Here is a 16,890-nt window from a genome sequence, read left to right on the forward strand (position 1 = left end):
TTAGTGTTATAGCCTTTTGTAGGATCGAATGCTTGACTATGAAGTGTTTGTGAAACTATAGCCTTGATCGCTCTAGCCAAGCTCTCATTTTGCCAGGGTTGAGCAACCCATAAGGATCAACCATTTCTTTAAATTTGAGTTGCTCAATGTCGATCGCTTTCATGCCGCCATCTTCAAGAATGTATGTGTGCGGATTAAAGATGAAAGCGCCTTTAGATTCGTGATAGGCAATGATCTGGTTGAGACGTTCTTCGGTCGTATAGCGGACGACTTGCAAAGCCGCAGGACGGGCAGAGCCAGCTACGCGCAAAAATTCTAAGTGCAGCATCACTTCGTCTTTAAAGTGGTGATAGAGATGCTCAAGCAAGGCAAGATTGTCGTCAGGCAGTAGCGTTTGTAAGTAAGTCAGCGACGAATCAACACTGCGAGCGTGAAGCGTTGTGTGATTCCAAGAATACTCAGCGAGGGTGATGCCTTTGCTGGCTTCTTGAGCGGTTTTTTGATAGCCGATCGTGCCGCCAAATTCTTTAATCAATTCGCCCAAGGGTTCTAAACTGCTTTCAGCGATCATCAGCAGAACACAGTGAGCGCCATCGGGGATGTAGCTACGCAGGGCGGCAAAGTAAGTAGGGATGGGCGCAGCGCACCCACAGACCAGTTTTTTGATCAATCCGTCAGAATTGCTGAGAGCGAGTCCAAATCTGGCAGCCGTCATAAAGTCTGAAAACGTGACAATGACTTCTGCCCAGGGATAAACCGGAGCAAGCGGAATTTCTAATTCGGTGATAATGCCGTTGGTGCCGTAAGCGTGAGCAACTTTATAAACATCGTCGCCTCGAAGTTCAATCACGCGCGGCTGATCTTCCATCGTCACGACGCGAACTGCTTGAAGGTTGCCACGATCGCGCAGTTGTCCATAAGTGACTGAGCCGATGCCTCCACTGCCACCGCCGATAAAGCCGCCGATCGTCGCGGTGCGATAAGTCGAGGGAGCCATGCGAACTTCCCAGCCAGTTTCGCGCGTTTGCTTGTCCATTGCCGCCATTTTGAGTCCCGGTTCGACACAGGCGAGTCCGGGTTTGACCCAGTGAATGGCGTTCATTCGAGTCATATCAAGAATGACACCGCCTTCGAGGGGCACACACTGCCCATAATTTCCGGTTCCGGCTCCGCGCACGGTGAGGGGCACTTTAAATTTCACACACGCTGCTGCCACTTTGAGAACTTCGGCTTCGTTGACGGGACGCACGACTAAATCACCCGTTTTGTCTGCTAACAAAGGCTGTAGCACCGGACTAAAGGTGTAATAGTCTTGAGATAATTTGGCGATCTGATTCGCATCCGTGATCAGGTCTAGTCCTGCTAGATCGGTGATCAACGGATTCAGATTAGTAGGTCTAGATTTTGTCGAAGTCATCAGACGTTCTGTGTGAACATTTCTTCTGCATCTTAGGTCGATTCTGAAGGGAAATTAGTATCAAAACTTTCCGTAGCAATATCCTAAGTCAGAATTGACAACTGTTTAGGACGAGCAGAAGAGATCATCCAACTCAGCATAATCGGGTAAGGTTGTATCAATCGATTGACCGTCTCGTAGAACAATCCGATCGTGCTGTGAGCGAGATAACAATTCGCTATAACTTCGTGCCTTGAATAAAACGAGATCGGCGGGAAGTCCAACGCCAATTCTGCCGACTTGGGGCAAACCCATCAGATCGGCAGGCGTGAGTGTAATAGCGTTTGCCCAATCGCTGTAGGGATGATCGAGATGAGCGATGCGAACGGAGAGATTAAAGACTTCCATCGCATCGTGATCGCCAAACGCAAAGAACGGATCGCGGCAATTATCACTGGCGATCGCCACCGACACCCGTTGCCGCTTCAATTCGTGCAGTAGGGTCACTCCGCGCCACCGAGGAGTTGCACCCGATTTTCGACCTTGCAGATAAAGATTGCACATCGGCAGACTGACTACGCCAATGCCCGCTTTTTTAACGAGTCGAATGGTTTTATTGGCTTCGGTTTCTTCCTGCACTGACAAACTACAGCAGTGCCCACAAACAATGCGCCCTTTATATTTCTGCCGAATCGCGGCTTGGGCAACGTGCCTCAGTGTCATGGAAGTAGGATCGTCGTTTTCGTCAGTGTGGAAGTCTAAATTTAACTTGCGTTCCTTGGCGAGAGCAAAGACGCGATCGAGTTGAGCGTCGATGTCCGGGTTCGTATAAACAACGCCGCCTAACACTCCACCCACATCTGCCACTAAGTCTGCTAATCTCTCTCCTTCAGGTGTCAGAAAGTAGTCTAAAGTCACGAGCGAGACGGCTTGAAGAATCAGTTTGTTTGCCCAGCGATCGCGCAACTCTTTAAAAACCTGAAAGCCAATTTCTCCCTGCTCACCAAACGCATCAATATGAGTCCGAATGGCTTTTGTCCCGTGGGCATAGCTACATTTAAGTCCAAACTCCATGCGACGGTAGACATCTGTCTCGTCCCAATGTTTAGCCGCGTCTGTTTGAACGGCGGTGAGTGCGCTATTAAAGGTTCCGTCTGGGTTTGGGGCGCGGTTCCAGATGTGTCCTTTATCCAAATGAGTGTGCATATCCACAAAGCACGACCACACCATGCCACCTTTCAGATCGATCGAGGGATCGCGGTAAGTGTCATAGGTTCCCGAAGCGACGATCGTCGCAATCATGCCATCTATAATCTCTAGATCGACGGCAAGCAGCGGATCGTCGGCATTTTTGCTAGTCCACTTCGCTCCGCTCACAATCAAAGAGGGCGGAATGTGGGCATTTATCAGCCAATAGTGATTAGAGTCAAACAGCATAGGAACGATCGACCATTCGCGATCAAACTTTAGTCCTAACTTACAGTAACGTTACTGATTAGTCAGAATATTCGCTTTAGAAATCGATGCCAAACGCTTGTGCAAAAAGAGTCGTCTAGGCTGACCTAATAGCCAAGTCGTCAAGCCCGCATCCGTGTCTTGCAGCCGATACCCACTTTTTTCATAAAGGTGCTTTGCCGACTGGTTATTCTCCAACACATGCAGATAAATATCTTCAAATCCCCAAGACAAGACGACGCGATCGCAAGCTTCTAATAACTGCATCGCGGCTCCCTTGCGCCGACACTCTGATCTGACCGCTAGATTTGATAAATAAGCATATTGACTGGTGCGCGGCTGCCACGGGTTGAACGATCGCAGCCCAACTTCCACAGTGCCTATCAGGTCATCCTGATCGAGCGCCACCAGACAGCTATAGTGCGGAGGAGCCGACTTCAATCTGTTCCGCAAATCTTCATAAATTCCCATTCTCATCACGGGAATCAGCCAGCGCATAAACTCTGGTTGCAGATGAAAACTTTTAGCCAAAATCCCAGCAATTTCAGATAAGTCTTGCTGCTCGACAGGACGAATCAGAAAGCGTGGAGAACCTGATGACTGCCCTGATGGGTCTTTTTCGCGAGGTGAAGAGGGTGTGTTCACAACCAATCGGTTAGGCAATACAGACCATCGTGACATCTTCCCACACCAACCGCTAGGCGATATGAAGTGGGCTTCTCAAAGTCGCCTTTGAGGTTTCCTGCTTCATCGGGGTGCCAAGCAACCTTCCTCCACAGGCAGTATCACGGTGTGTCCCACCGCTACAAGTCCACGCTGCATCACCACTTGGGCAGCAGCCACATCTCTATCTGTGATATAGCCACATTCATCGCATTCATGCACACGCTGACTCAGTTCTTTCTTTCCGGTATGCGCTCCGCACTGCGGGCAAGTTTGACTTGTCCCGTTTGGGTCTACCTTGGCAAAAAACACTCCGCGCTTCCAACAGACCCATTTCAGGATATCCAGAAAGTTACCCCACGCGGCATCAAGACAATGCTTTGCCAACATCCCGCGACTCATCATTTTGAGGTTGAGGTCTTCGGCGAAGATCATACCAACGTCATTACAAAGTTGATGAGCCGTTTGAAAGTGAAACTCTCTGCGAATCGTGTGAATGCGTTCATGCAGCAGTCGAATCTTAGCTTGCACTGTCCGGTAGTTGGCAGACCCTTTCTTTTTGTTTCTCAGTTTGCGTTGCAGCCATTTCAGCTTGCCTTGCAAGTCTACAAAAAGCGGGGTCGTTGAATCAACTGTCCGGTCGAAACCGCCAGGAACTTTTCCAGTCCCAAATCAATGCCGATGGCTTCCCCGTGCGGCAAGATATCGGGCACCAAGACATCACATTGCAGAATCAGTTGAGCATACCAGCCCGATGCTTTACGAACCACCCGCACTTGCTTGATGTCAAATCCTTCTGGGACAGGACGATGCAGGTTAATCGGCATCAACCCCACTTTCGGCAACTTGATTTGAGTGCCTCTGAGGGGACTTGCCTTGAATTGCGGAAACACAACCGATCGAATCTGCCCAAACTTCTTGAACCTTGGAAACCCAAATTGTCGCTCTTTCATAAACTTAAAGGATCTGTCCAGTCGTTTCAGCGTGTCTTGCAACACTTGGGCATCGACGCGCTGAAGGTCTGGAAGGTCTTTCTTGGCTTGAGTCAGGGCTTTCTTTTGAGTGTAGTAGTCGGGGTACAGTACGTCTGCTGGAATGATGTATTCCTGGCTGAGGCTACAAGCATTGACGGCACATTTACGTGAGTTAATCCAGTCCTTGCGTTCGCGCAAAGCATAGTTATAGACCTTGCGGCATTGCTCCAACCAGAACAACATTTCGAGTTCCTGGTTCAGGTCTGGGTAGATTCGGTAGGTGTAGGTCAGGCTCAACACTCTATGATTCTAGCAGATTTAGAGATTTTTCTAGAATGCTTGAAGAGTAGCTAGAGTTGAGTCGCACAATTTGTCTCAACCAGATGGGTGCTTTTTTGACATAAAAATACCTGCCTAGCCAAAGGTAAAGCGCTAGACAGGTGTCGGTTCAAGAATTTTGGGTGCTATTTGCCAATCCGAGGAGGTTCGCGGAAGGCGATCGCAAAAAATAGCACACCGATCGCGAGAGCAAGAATCAAAATGTAAGCGACGCTTTCCATATCTGAATGTCCTGAGTTGTGAGTGTATTCCAGCGAATCAAGCGACAATTTGGGTTTGACAATTCTCTAAATCGGAAACCGCCAAACCCAAATTGCTTAAGTCTGAGTCTGGTTGCGAGTGCTCTTGTCACCCACCTTCTGGAAGAACCCCCACTCGACTTGCTCTTCAGCCAGATCTGGGTCAACCCCTGCAAACACATCCCGAAAGATGGTGCGAGAGCCGTGCCAGATGTGACCAAAGAAGAACAGCAGAGCGAAGACTGCATGACCAAAGGTAAACCAGCCTCTAGGACTGGTGCGGAACACCCCGTCAGAGTTTAGCGTTGCCCGATCGAACTCAAAGGGTTCGCCCAACTGAGCCGCCCGCGCATAGCGCTTCACCTGAGCAGGGTCAGTGATGGTTTGACCACCCAACATACCGCCATAGAAGGTAGCCGTGACACCTGCTTGTTCAAAGCTGTATCTAGATTCAGCCTTTCTAAACGGAATGTCGGCTCGAACCACGCCATCGGCATCTGCCAGCACCACCGGGAAGTTCTCAAAGAAGTTGGGCAAGCGACGAACTGAGAGTTCTCTGCCTTCGCTGTCTTTAAAGACCGGGTGCCCTAACCAAGCTTGAGCGATGCCATCACCCTTGTCCATCTGACCCGTGCGGAACAAGCCACCTTTCGCAGGGCTGTTACCTACATAGTCATAGAACGCCAGCTTCTCAGGAATTTCTCCCCAAGCCGCTTCAGGGCTGGTGCCGTTGGCGATGCTGGTCTGAACGCGACGATTGATCTCTTGCTTAAAATAGCCCGCATCCCACTGATAGCGAGTGGGGCCAAATAGCTCGATCGGGGTCGTCGCATTTCCATACCACATGGTTCCTGCCACGATAAACGCCGCAAAGAACACCGCCGCGATACTACTGGCTAGAACGGTTTCAATGTTGCCCATCCGCAGCGCCTTATAAAGTCGCTCAGGTGGACGAACACTTAAGTGAAACAGACCTGCAATAATGCCGACGATGCCCGCTGCAATGTGGTGAGCAACAATTCCACCCGGATTAAACGGGTTGAATCCTGCTGGCCCCCATTCTGGCGCAACGGGTTGAACGCTGCCTGTAATCCCGTAGGCATCAGATACCCACATCCCAGGACCAAATAGCCCTGTGAGGTGGAAAGCACCAAAGCCAAAGCAAAGTAAGCCAGATAAAAACAAGTGAATCCCGAACATTTTCGGCAAGTCTAGAGCAGGCTCGCCCGTGCGAGGATCTCTAAACAGTTCTAAATCCCAATAAACCCAGTGCCAGCAAGCTGCTAAAAATAGCAAACCAGATAGCACGATGTGGGCGATCGCAACGCCCTCAAACGACCAAAAACCGGGGTCGATGCCTGACTCGCCCGTGATGCTCCAACCTGCCCACGAAGAAGATACGCCTAAGCGGGTCATGAAGGGCAACACAAACATGCCTTGTCGCCACATCGGATTCAAGATTGGATCGCTTGGGTCAAAGATCGCCAGTTCATACAGCGCCATTGAACCCGCCCAGCCTGCAACTAAGGCAGTGTGCATCAGGTGAGTAGCGATTAACCGCCCTGGATCGTTCACCAAGACGGTATGGACTCTATACCAGGGTAGTCCCATTGACTACGCTCCTCCTAATAAATTGTGTCTACTGCAACGCTCTTTTCAGCATTTTGTTAAAGTGCCATGTACTGGTAAATCTACCAGATTAAGGGCGACTTCTCACTTTGCAATCATGCCCCGCAACCCCTAAAAAGAAGAGCGTGGATAGTTTGACAACTGTTACTGTAAAAATGAAAGTGTATAACGAAGTGTAACCAGTGTTAGAGCCTATTGCAAGCAAATTACAGATACCTGAGAAGAGGACAAATTCTCAGCTAGAGACCGTTAACAATTCTTAATTTGTTGATAGATTAAGTTACAGATCAAATGGGCAGTTTTTCAAACTAAATCAGCCGCAAAGAATTCAGTTAGGAGCGTAGAAGCCATGCAGTCAGCAGACACAGATATCCAGCCAGCAGAAAATATCCAGTCGATCAACCCCAATGAGAGTCCAGCCATTGAGCCAGAAACAGTGAGCAACCCCGCAAAGCCACTGTTTCAATCAGTCAGCATTACGTTTGTTAAGGAAGGTAAAGAGGCGATCGCATCCGACGGGGCAAATTTAAGAATTAAGGCGATCGAGACGGGTATCGACCTCTACACCTTCGGCGGAAAAATGATGAACTGTGGAGGCTACGGTCAGTGTGGAACCTGCATTGTAGAGATTGTAGAAGGCGCAGACAATCTCTCTCCTCGCACTGATTTTGAGAACCGCAAACTTAAAAAAAAGCCCGCCACCTATCGGCTGGCTTGCCAAGCTTTAGTTCACGGGGCTGTCAGCGTTAAAACTAAGCCTTAGTGGTATTCTAAAGAGTGTTAATGCCGAGATTGATATAGGAACTGGGCTTTATGCAAGTTAATGATTTGGGGTTTATTGCAAGCCTTCTGTTTGTGCTGGTTCCCAGCGTGTTTTTGCTGATTCTTTATATCCAAACCGCCAGCCGTCAGTCGGATAAATAACAGCAAGTTTCAATTGGTTATGTCCATTTTAAGAAAGGCGCAGAACGATCGTTCTGCGCCTTTCTTAAAATTATGAGAACGTAGCTCAACTATTACGATTTATGAAGCTTCAGTCTCAGAATTTGTTTCAGAAACCGTAGCCTCGGAATCTCCATCAAAAGCATCTGGACACAAATTGATCAGAAAAGATTGCAGCCCCATCCGTCGAATATAGGGCCAACCACCCTTCGCTTCGATGTCTCTCAAGAGTGCATAAAGTGCCTGTCGATTGTCTGGCAAAGACTCTTGAAAAAGCCCCTCACAAACTTCTCGGTGCAAGCTTTCTAGCAGCCTGAGCAAGGCAAGAAGCCCGACGCTATCTCCTTTTGACGCTTCAGCCAGCTTCTTAATTGAATTTGCAATCTGCTCAAACTCAGGCGATTCTGACTCAAAATTCACATCACTACCCATCCCAATCCTATCCCTCAAAACTCCACACGCTGCCTGGTCAAGCATACCCACTCTTAACAGCTTAATCAGGAGATATCATTTCAGCTTCACGATCGCCCCTCCTAATCAATTCAGATGCAGTAATTTTTGACTTAACTAAGATCTATCCCTTAGAGGATTCTTAAAAAGTTAACTAAAGTCTGTAAAATACTCTGAGAGGTTCCGCCCGAACCACTCCAGAAATTATAGAAATTTCGATTTGACGTGGCAGCAGTTCAGCGCGCTTTCTTGACCGTTGTGGCAGTTAGCTCTCAGAGCAGTCTTCCACGCTAGTCAATTTGAAATTGCGCTGGCAGGATTTTTTACATTGACTTTGAGGTTGACATGAGGTATCGCGCTTTAATCGTCACACTTTTGGCACTATGCATGAGTGTGTTAACCGCTTGCAGTGAGGCTCCGGCCAGCAGCACTGAAGCCCTGACTTATGACCAAATTGTAGGAACTGGTTTAGCTAACAGTTGCCCTCAGCTTGAAGAAACGTCTCGTGGAGTCATTCCCCTCGAAAACGGCAAATCCTACTCTATCAATAGCCTTTGCTTGCAGCCGACTGCTTTCTTTGTCAAAGAAGAGCCGACCAACAAGCGCAAGGAAGCCGAGTTTGTGCCAACCAAGCTCATGACTCGCTATACGTCTTCGATCGATGCTGTTTCAGGCGCGCTCACTGCAAATGCAGACGGCAGCCTGACCTTTAAAGAAGAAGATGGCATTGACTTTCAGGCAACCACCGTCCAGCTTCCGGGTGGCGAACGGGTGCCTTTCCTGTTCACCATTAAAGGACTCGTTGCCAACAGCCAACCGGGGCAGAACAGCGTCAGCACCTCTACTGACTTAGTAGGCGAGTTCCGCGTTCCATCCTACCGGACTTCTAACTTTTTAGATCCTAAGGGTCGCGGTCTAACCACAGGTTATGACAACGCGGTTGGTCTACCGGGTCAGGCGGATAGTGAAGAACTTCGGAAGGAAAACGTCAAGCAATTCCAGCTAGACAAAGGCAAAATTGCTCTCAGCGTTGCCAAAATTGACGGCACGACGGGCGAAATTGCAGGAACTTTTGAGAGCTTACAGCCCTCTGATACAGACATGGGTTCCCGCGAACCGAGTGAGGTAAAGATTCGTGGACTTTTCTACGCACGAGTTGCACCTAATGCGTAATTCAATGGGTCAGATTTTATAAAGCTTCTATGAAGTTCCTAATTCTGACCCAGCCTTAAAATCACTAATTTCGAGGGGCTATGCCCCTTTTTTATTGCAAACAATCTTTTTAGGGAACTCTCCATAAGTCAAAAAAACCACTACGTGTTTACAAAAAAAATTCCCGCTCCGATATGACAGGGTTAGCAGTAATGAGAAAAAATCCAAAAAACTAGATTCAGTAGAAATGCTCTAGTAAGTAATCAGACATAAAGAATAGGTTTAATCCATCACTTCAGAAAGTACGTGTTAGGGAATTAGTAGACAACCCTTGTCCGCTAAATAGAGAAGTTAAAGGTTTATCACTCCGTCAGGTTAGATCTTTTCAACGCTTTCAAATTCCTGTAGCCTTCTGAAAGTGGTGTTAACGATGACAGCAGTTTCTAAAGAAATTCTGAGAACTGAGTCTAGCGTATTTATTGACCCGCTCTACCAACTGAACTTCGTCATGTCAACTCTCATCGCCAATGAACTGAGGAGTGAAAGCTTGCAACTTTTGCGGGAGTATCAGAAGTCTCCTTCTTCACAAACCCGCAATCAGCTTGTCGAGCTAAATTTTGGACTGGTTAGAAAAGAAGCCCATCATTGGATCAACCAATGCACTGAAAGCTATGAAGATTTGCTGCAAGTCGGTTGCATTGGTTTGATCCGGTCGATCGAGCGATTTGATATGTCTAAAGGTCACGCCTTTAGCTCATTTGCGATTCCCTATATCCGAGGCGAAATTCAGCACTATTTACGCGACAAAAGCCCCTCAATGCGGATTCCGCGACGATGGCAAGCGCTTCAGCGTCAGTCAGTATGGGTGATTCGCGATCTGCAAGCGACCTTACATCGCAATCCTACTGATGCCGAATTGGCAGCCGTCTTAGAAATCCCTTTGAATGAGTGGCAAGAAATCAAAGTAGCTTGTCAAAACCGGGCACTTTTGAGTTTAGATGCGCCTATTCGAGATGAAGACAACGGCAACGCTACGATCGGTGATTTGGTGCCGGATAATCAATATCGAAGCTTTCAACTTGCTCAAGAAGATCAAATTCGTTTGCAGCAGGCGCTTGTTCAACTAGAAATGAGAACCCGACAAGTTCTAGAGTTTGTCTTTTTACATGATTTGACTCAAAAAGAAACGGCAGAACGCATGGGCATCAGTGCTGTCACCGTCTCCCGTCGCGTGAAAAAAGGCTTGGAATCACTTCAAAAATTGATGGTAGGACTTGAAGACTAGAGAGTATTTCATCATCAGCCGTTTCAATTCTTCCGAGCGAACAGCTTTATTTGGGTGAAACAAAGTGTATCGATCGCCAAAAGTTTAGGGCATACTAGGGATATTCAAAGTTTCTCCCGTTAAAGTCAAAACTAAGCATTTTGCAGAAGTACAAAATCATTTGTAGATGCGATTGACTTAATTTTATTTAACAGGCAGGGCTGGAAACCTATCGGCGCGGAATTCTTGAGGAGAGGAAATGCAGAAGAAGTCTTTGATTGCCTGTGTGGGAGCGTTCTCTATATTGGTTGGCGGTTGTGCCTCAGAGCAATCGAATAATCCTCCTGCAAGTCCGTCTCCAGCAGCGGTGCAGCCCTTCTCAAGGCCTTTGGTTTCTGAAAAGGCGGGTGACAAGAAAGCAAATCTAGCGGCCGCTCGAATCCCAGGTCTGCTGCAATCGACCGATCCAGCTGAGCGCGCACGTCAAGTTCAAGCTGGGATTAACGTCAAGAAAAACCAGAATGATCCCTTTGCAAGTCTAGCTCCACTAATCACTTTTAAGACCCCTGCGGGAACCTCTGGCACACCCGCAGGAAATGACACATCCGGGTCAGGAACAGGCGATCAAACTGCAAGCCCTCCTCAACTCCCGAGTTCTCGTCAGGCTCCTCAGTCAGTCGCTTCTGGAAGGTCGCCTACTCCCCCCGCTCAAAGATCAATTTCTCGAAGACAGATTTCTCGATCGTCTACTCCCTCCGTTGCGTCTAAACCCTCTACGCCCACCATTACTGCCCTACCGCCGCTCCCAGAACCAACTCTAGCGAGAGCCGTAGAAGTTTCAGGGGTTGTGGTAGTAGGGGGTGTTCCACAAGCGATCGTCAAAGCGCCGAATGAGGCAACGACCCGCTATGTCAGAGCAGGTCAACGTCTCTCAAACGGACAAATTTTGGTCAAGCGAATTGAAGTCAACGGTGGCTCTGATCCGGTCGTGATTTTAGAACAGAACGGCATAGAAGTATCGAGAGCCGTGGGCGATAAACCATCCTTAGTAGGTGGCTCACCGACCGCGATCGCGCCAACCTTTCAGTTTCGGGTTTAAGCGATTGGCATTCGCTCGATACCCTGTACCAGGGCGGTAGAGCAAGTCAAAAAAATGTAGCCCGTTTGCACAAGCTACATATCGAGATTAGAAAAGCTTGGTGAATTAGCCAATCTCAACCTGATCGGTACTAACCGCCGATGCACCGTTGACATTGTTGGCAATTTCAACCAGCTTATTGACGATTTCTTGGCTGGGTGCTTTACCTTTAAGCACCACAGTGGTGCCTGTTTGAGCCACATAAACGTGATCTAGGTCAGCGACTTCAGAATCTTGATCAAACGCCAGAGCAACTCGTTTTGCTAACCCGCTTTGGTCATATTCGCCATTTAAACCGACTCTTTCAGGCGGAATTGCTTCAGCAGCCGGGGAACCAGCAGAGGCATCCATTGGGGCTTGAGCCACTGGCTGCCCACTAATTGCCTGCTGAGGATCTGGGGGTTTTTCTTGCCCGAACAGTCTTTGTAACCAACCCATAAAAGCCTTTGCTCCACGTAAAATCTACACAATTAATTAGAACGGTTAGAGCACCACAGCGCATCTACCTACAGCGAGAATAATATCCGATCGAGAGGATATAAAGCTGTTTGGGCAAACACAATAGTATTCGTGAAGTTGCACGATAGAATAGGAAAACTTGATTTTTCTGTTGACCAATACGGCGATGAAGCACACCCTTTCTGTTCTGGTTGAAGACGAAGCCGGGGTTTTGACTCGGATTGCTGGATTGTTTGCCCGTCGGGGGTTTAATATCGAAAGTCTCGCGGTAGGCCCAGCCGAGCAAATGGGCGTTTCACGAATCACAATGGTGGTGCCGGGAGACGATCGCACCATTGAGCAGTTGACCAAACAACTCTACAAGCTGATTAATGTGATCAAGGTGCAAGACATTACCGAAGTTCCCTGTGTGGAGCGGGAGTTGATGTTGCTGAAAGTGAACGCCGGAAGCACGAATCGGTCGGAAATTGTCGAACTCGCTAAAATTTTCCGCGCACGAGTTGTGGATGTGTCAGAAGACTCGCTGACGTTGGAAGTAGTAGGCGATCCAGGGAAGATGGTCGCGATCGTTCAGGTGCTAAATAAGTTTGGAATCCGCGAAATCGCTCGCACAGGCAAAATCGCGCTGACCCGTGAATCAGGCGTTAATACCGAATTTCTCAAATCACTGGAAGCTAAAGTTTGAGCGTCTAGTCATTATCCGTAAATCTGTTGAACTGAGATTTCTGTAAAACTTCACTAAATCGGATAGGCGATCGTTACTCCAGAACCACCGTCTTCTGGAGGAGCCAACTCAAATCGCTGGATGCGCGGATGTTGCTGCAAGAATGCATGAACGCCTTGCCGCAGTTTCCCCGTGCCGTGACCGTGAATAATCCAAATCGCTCCACCGACTTCAGAAATCGCTCGATCGAGCAAAATTTCAGCATCGGCAACCCGATTGCCACGAATGTCAATGGTGTTGCGAGACGTGCGAATTGCTGGCGTGGGAGGTGGCGGAGTTTTTTCCTCAGATTTACGATCGTCGGATTTGCGCTCTTCTCGCTTGGCAGGTTTTTCGCCCGTCAAAGACTCAACATCCTGCAAAGGAACGGTCATCTTCATTAAACCAAACCGCACGACCAGTTCTTCATCGTCTGAAACACTGATCACTTCCGCAGTTTGCCCCAATCGAGGAATGCGGACTTTATCACCCACCTGCGGACGAAATCCCGGTTTAGGTTTGGCAGGTTGGCGAGAAGGAAGCTGTTTTTCAGCAATGCGGTTTAAGGCATCAGTGGCTTGTTGGGCATCTTGAGCGGTGACATTGCCCTTTTGCAGTTGGCGAATGACTTTCGCAATTTCAGACTTTGCCTCAACGATCGCGTCCTGAACAGCTTTTTCTTGCGCCTGTTGCAGCGATCGCTCCCGTTCTTGGAGATTGGCAGCTTTGTCGGAGACTTGCCGATACAGTTTTTCGGCACTCTCCAGGATTTTTGCCGCTTCTTGGGCTTTGGTTTCTTGTCGTCGCCGTTGAGATTCTAATCCTGCAATTACCTGGTTGACATCTTCAGAGGCACCGCCTACCTGTTCTTGAGCGCTTTGAATGATGTCTTCTTTGAGTCCGAGGCGACGCGCGATCGTCAGCGCATTCGATCGTCCAGGAATGCCCCACAGCAAGCGATAAGTGGGAGACAAAGAGACATCATCAAACTCAACCGAGGCATTCTCAAAGCGATCGTCTTCATATTTAAGCGCTTTAAGTTCGCCAAAGTGGGTTGTGGCGATCGTCAGTGCTGCGTGATCGGCGAGATATTTGAGCAGCGCGATCGCAAGCGCACTACCTTCGGTCGGATCGGTTCCGGCTCCGACTTCATCTAATAAAACGAGAGAATTTGAGACGAGTTTTAAATCAGAATTCTCTGACTGCGTTGAGTCTTCATCAACTGTCAGCGCATTCAAGATGCGACTAATCCGCCGGATATGACCCGAAAACGTTGAAAGGCTTTGCTCTAACGATTGCTCATCGCCAATATCGGCAAGAACTTGATCAAACCAGGGCAACTCTACAGGCTCACGAGCCGGGATAAACAATCCGACTTTTGCCATCAAAATCGCTAATCCGAAAGTCTTGAGCGTGACGGTTTTTCCTCCAGTATTGGGCCCTGTAATCGCCACAACTTTAATCTGAGGCTGAATGAACAAATCGATCGGAATCACCGATCGACCCTGTTCATGCCGCTGTTGCCAAACGAGCAGCGGATGGCGAAGTTGACGCAGCGTCACGACTTCAGGAGACACATTTTCTCTAGCCACATAGTTGATAAACCGCGGCGGATTGGCTTCTAACCAAAGGCTATAGCGGGCCCGAGCCGTCGCCAGATCCAGCGTGGTGCAGATCACGAGCAGTCTTTCTAAGTCGTCTTGAACCGCAGCAACCTGTTCTGTCAAGACTCGTCGAACGGCTTCTTCTTCAACCTGTTCTTGACGCTGGAGCTGTCGAAGTTGATTGTTGAACTGAATCGTTGAGTTTGGCTCGACATAAAGCGTTGCCCCGCTCATCGACGTATCGTGAACAATGCCCGGAACGGCATCTTTTTGAGGCGCTTTCACCGGAACAACATATCGCCCGTCGCGTTGTGTGATCAGTTGCTCTTGAATGGCGTTTGCCTGACGCTGCATAAGTCGTTGCAGCAAATCGTAAATGCGATCGCGCAGTTGTTTCTGCTTTGCCCGAATCTCAGCCAGTTTAGGACTCGCCCGCTCACTCACCTTACCGTCGTCGTTAATACAGCGATAAATTTCCTGCTCAATTTCAGGATAGGTTCGTAGCTCAGACACGAGAACACTCAAGACGGGAATCTCGTCTTGGTTGTCGATCGTCCGTCGCAGCGTTCTAGCACCTGATAATGTCTTGGCGATCGCCAGCAGTTCGGCTCCTGACAAAATGCCTTGCAGGGCGGCACGTTCGATCGCTTCACCAATATCGTCAATGCCGTCAAAGCGCAACCCACTGGGCAACCGACTCTCTAAGCTATAGACTTCTTGAGTTTGCGCTAACAGCGTCAGCGTGTCTGCTTGACGAGCCGGAATTTTGAGCCGACGGGCGGCGATCGCACCTAATTTCGTCGCTGCAAATGTCGCTAAGTGCTGACAAAGGCGCGACCACTCCAATAGTTCTAAAGTCTCCGATTGGATCAAAGCTTGAAAGTTTCGGTAAAGGCTACTAATCCCATTCTAGAAGGATGCGGGAGGAAGAATGGGGAGTGAATCTGACAAGGGATAGATCTCATTTTTTAAGTGGTAGCTTCTGCTAAAACTTGTCTTGATATTTTTGGTAAATTAAACTATAAATACTAGAATAGAGGTTCATCGTTTTCGGGTTGCCATTGTGTTTACTACTCTTTCTTCTCCCAAAGTCGGCTTGCCTCGTGATTTGTTTGGTGCGATCGCTGACCTCAAGCGCGAACTCAATGCGGTGGTTTTGGCGCACTACTACCAAGATCCTGATATTCAAGACGTTGCCGATTATTTAGGCGACTCTTTGGGGCTTTCGCAACAAGCTGCTAAAACTGAGGCCGACGTAATTGTTTTCGCAGGCGTGCATTTTATGGCAGAAACCGCGAAGATTCTCAATCCTAACAAACTGGTGTTGCTGCCAGACTTAGACGCGGGTTGTTCTCTTGCCGATAGTTGTCCGCCCGATGCCTTTGCCCAATTTAAGGCAAAACATCCCGATCATTTGGTAATTTCTTACATAAATTGCACAGCAGACATTAAGGCAATGAGTGACATTATTTGCACCAGCGCGAATGCAGTGTCGATCGTCCGTCAAATTCCTGCCGATCAGCCAATTATTTTTGCGCCCGATCGCAACCTCGGTAAGTATGTCAGCGAACAAACTGGGCGAGAAATGGTGCTCTGGCAAGGAAGCTGCATGGTGCACGAAACGTTTTCTGAGAAGAAAATGGTGCAACTCAAGATTCAGCATCCTGAAGCTGAGGTGATCGCTCACCCAGAATGTGAACCTGCGGTGTTGCGCCACGCCGACTACATCGGTTCGACAACGGCTTTGTTGAACTATTGCCAGAAAAGCTCAAGCGAGTCTTTTATTGTGGCAACCGAAGCGGGGATTCTTCATCAAATGCAGAAAGCTGCCCCTAACAAGCAATTCATCGCCGCTCCGCCAGTGAACAACTGTGCTTGCAACGAGTGTCCTCATATGCGACTCAACACATTAGAAAAGTTGTATCTGGCAATGAAGACTCGATCGCCAGAAATCACCTTGCCTGAACAGACTCGCCTCGCTGCCCTACGTCCAATTCAAAGAATGCTAGAAATGAGCATCTAATACTGATCATGTCGATTCAACCCAACCGCTCCGATCTCAGTTTCAACCATTGCGTTAAAACCCAACTTATTAAATCTTTTAGAAGACAAAGAAGTGAATTCATAGGCTAAGGTACAATTTTCTGTAGCGTTTGCCATAGTGCTTTACACAAAAAACACTAGAATTTCGTGCTGAAGGTAAATATGCTGAAGCAACCTGAAATTAGTCGGTTAATTCGTGAACTTCGGCAATTAACTGGATTGACCCAAGAACAATTTGCCGCTGCTTTAGGTGTGACTTACAGCACCGTTAATCGATGGGAAAATACCCATATGCAACCCTCTCCCCTGGCACTAAAACAGATTAAAGCCATGCTGAAAGAGATAAGCACCACTCTTGAAGCAGAGCGATCGCAGCAGTGTCAACAGTTACTCGATCGCCATTTTCCAGAAGCACTGCCAAATCAACGAGAAATTTAAGA

18 protein-coding genes are annotated in these 16,890 nt (G+C 48.4%); 8 read left to right on the plus strand and 10 right to left on the minus strand.

Going from position 1 to position 16,890, the window contains the following annotated elements:
• Nucleotides 1-55: 55 nt before the first annotated feature.
• From C7B65_RS13660 to psbB, 7 genes are all read right to left on the minus strand, one after another.
• Nucleotides 56-1,417 carry an FAD-binding oxidoreductase gene (locus C7B65_RS13660; RefSeq protein WP_073073667.1) on the minus strand — a complete coding sequence of 454 codons (1,362 nt, stop codon included), beginning with the start codon at nucleotides 1,415-1,417 and terminating at the stop codon, nucleotides 56-58.
• Between the two features lie 105 nt (nucleotides 1,418-1,522).
• Nucleotides 1,523-2,833 carry a cytosine deaminase gene (locus tag C7B65_RS13665; RefSeq protein ID WP_073073666.1) on the minus strand — a complete coding sequence of 437 codons (1,311 nt, stop codon included), beginning with the start codon at nucleotides 2,831-2,833 and terminating at the stop codon, nucleotides 1,523-1,525.
• A 51-nt stretch (nucleotides 2,834-2,884) separates the two neighbouring features.
• Nucleotides 2,885-3,532, minus strand: coding sequence for a GNAT family N-acetyltransferase (locus tag C7B65_RS13670; RefSeq protein WP_073073664.1), 648 nt, complete (start codon nucleotides 3,530-3,532; stop codon nucleotides 2,885-2,887).
• Nucleotides 3,533-3,598: 66 nt separating this feature from the next.
• Nucleotides 3,599-4,117, minus strand: coding sequence for an RNA-guided endonuclease InsQ/TnpB family protein (locus tag C7B65_RS29265; RefSeq protein ID WP_223257428.1), 519 nt, complete (start codon nucleotides 4,115-4,117; stop codon nucleotides 3,599-3,601).
• Between the two features lie 2 nt (nucleotides 4,118-4,119).
• On the minus strand, nucleotides 4,120-4,788 hold the full coding sequence (locus tag C7B65_RS29270) for an RNA-guided endonuclease InsQ/TnpB family protein (RefSeq protein ID WP_223257427.1): 669 nt from the start codon (nucleotides 4,786-4,788) through the stop codon (nucleotides 4,120-4,122).
• A gap of 164 nt (nucleotides 4,789-4,952) precedes the next feature.
• Entirely contained in the window at nucleotides 4,953-5,048 is a 96-nt protein-coding gene (locus C7B65_RS13680; protein ID WP_006635641.1) for a photosystem II reaction center protein T, read from the minus strand.
• 96 nt (nucleotides 5,049-5,144) lie between these two features.
• Entirely contained in the window at nucleotides 5,145-6,677 is a 1,533-nt protein-coding gene (psbB, locus tag C7B65_RS13685) for a photosystem II chlorophyll-binding protein CP47 (protein ID WP_073073662.1), read from the minus strand.
• 367 nt (nucleotides 6,678-7,044) lie between these two features.
• On the opposite strand from psbB, the gene C7B65_RS13690 reads away from it, so the two are divergent.
• Together C7B65_RS13690 and psbM are read left to right on the plus strand one after the other, a co-directional pair.
• On the plus strand, nucleotides 7,045-7,458 hold the full coding sequence (locus C7B65_RS13690) for a 2Fe-2S iron-sulfur cluster-binding protein (RefSeq protein ID WP_083583050.1): 414 nt from the start codon (nucleotides 7,045-7,047) through the stop codon (nucleotides 7,456-7,458).
• A gap of 50 nt (nucleotides 7,459-7,508) precedes the next feature.
• Nucleotides 7,509-7,619: a photosystem II reaction center protein PsbM gene (psbM, locus tag C7B65_RS13695; protein ID WP_068816372.1), complete on the plus strand. Its 111-nt coding sequence runs from the start codon at nucleotides 7,509-7,511 to the stop codon at nucleotides 7,617-7,619.
• A 99-nt stretch (nucleotides 7,620-7,718) separates the two neighbouring features.
• Here the strand turns inward: psbM and C7B65_RS13700 are convergent, their stop codons facing one another.
• Nucleotides 7,719-8,114, minus strand: a complete 396-nt coding sequence (locus C7B65_RS13700) for a hypothetical protein (RefSeq protein ID WP_244913204.1) — start codon at nucleotides 8,112-8,114, stop codon at nucleotides 7,719-7,721.
• A gap of 318 nt (nucleotides 8,115-8,432) precedes the next feature.
• Between C7B65_RS13700 and psbO the strand changes: the two genes are divergently transcribed.
• The 3 genes from psbO to C7B65_RS13715 all read left to right on the plus strand — a co-directional run bounded on the left by psbO (nucleotide 8,433) and on the right by C7B65_RS13715 (nucleotide 11,602).
• Nucleotides 8,433-9,260 carry a photosystem II manganese-stabilizing polypeptide gene (gene psbO, locus C7B65_RS13705; RefSeq protein ID WP_073073659.1) on the plus strand — a complete coding sequence of 276 codons (828 nt, stop codon included), beginning with the start codon at nucleotides 8,433-8,435 and terminating at the stop codon, nucleotides 9,258-9,260.
• Nucleotides 9,261-9,669: 409 nt separating this feature from the next.
• Complete coding sequence (locus tag C7B65_RS13710; RefSeq protein ID WP_397428402.1) at nucleotides 9,670-10,524, plus strand: RNA polymerase sigma factor SigF; 855 nt, start codon at nucleotides 9,670-9,672, stop codon at nucleotides 10,522-10,524.
• A gap of 238 nt (nucleotides 10,525-10,762) precedes the next feature.
• Nucleotides 10,763-11,602, plus strand: a complete 840-nt coding sequence (locus C7B65_RS13715; RefSeq protein WP_073073657.1) for a hypothetical protein — start codon at nucleotides 10,763-10,765, stop codon at nucleotides 11,600-11,602.
• A gap of 105 nt (nucleotides 11,603-11,707) precedes the next feature.
• Here C7B65_RS13715 and C7B65_RS13720 read toward each other — a convergent pair whose 3' ends face one another.
• Nucleotides 11,708-12,079, minus strand: a complete 372-nt coding sequence (locus C7B65_RS13720) for a BON domain-containing protein (RefSeq protein ID WP_073073655.1) — start codon at nucleotides 12,077-12,079, stop codon at nucleotides 11,708-11,710.
• Nucleotides 12,080-12,239: 160 nt separating this feature from the next.
• Here C7B65_RS13720 and ilvN point away from each other — a divergent pair, with 160 nt between their 5' ends.
• Nucleotides 12,240-12,785, plus strand: coding sequence for an acetolactate synthase small subunit (gene ilvN, locus C7B65_RS13725; protein ID WP_425320467.1), 546 nt, complete (start codon nucleotides 12,240-12,242; stop codon nucleotides 12,783-12,785).
• A 53-nt stretch (nucleotides 12,786-12,838) separates the two neighbouring features.
• On the opposite strand, the gene C7B65_RS13730 is transcribed toward ilvN, so the two are convergent.
• Complete coding sequence (locus C7B65_RS13730) at nucleotides 12,839-15,280, minus strand: endonuclease MutS2 (RefSeq protein ID WP_073073654.1); 2,442 nt, start codon at nucleotides 15,278-15,280, stop codon at nucleotides 12,839-12,841.
• A 190-nt stretch (nucleotides 15,281-15,470) separates the two neighbouring features.
• Here C7B65_RS13730 and nadA point away from each other — a divergent pair, with 190 nt between their 5' ends.
• Nucleotides 15,471-16,430, plus strand: a complete 960-nt coding sequence (gene nadA / locus C7B65_RS13735) for a quinolinate synthase NadA (protein WP_073073652.1) — start codon at nucleotides 15,471-15,473, stop codon at nucleotides 16,428-16,430.
• Between the two features lie 182 nt (nucleotides 16,431-16,612).
• Nucleotides 16,613-16,888 (plus strand): helix-turn-helix domain-containing protein, encoded by a 276-nt coding sequence (locus C7B65_RS13740; protein ID WP_073073650.1) that lies wholly within the window; start codon nucleotides 16,613-16,615, stop codon nucleotides 16,886-16,888.
• The last annotated feature ends 2 nt before the right edge of the window (nucleotides 16,889-16,890 follow it).

Source organism: Phormidesmis priestleyi ULC007, from assembly GCF_003003695.1.
In the GTDB taxonomy this organism is placed as follows: Bacteria; Cyanobacteriota; Cyanobacteriia; order Leptolyngbyales; family Leptolyngbyaceae; genus Phormidesmis_A; species Phormidesmis_A priestleyi_A.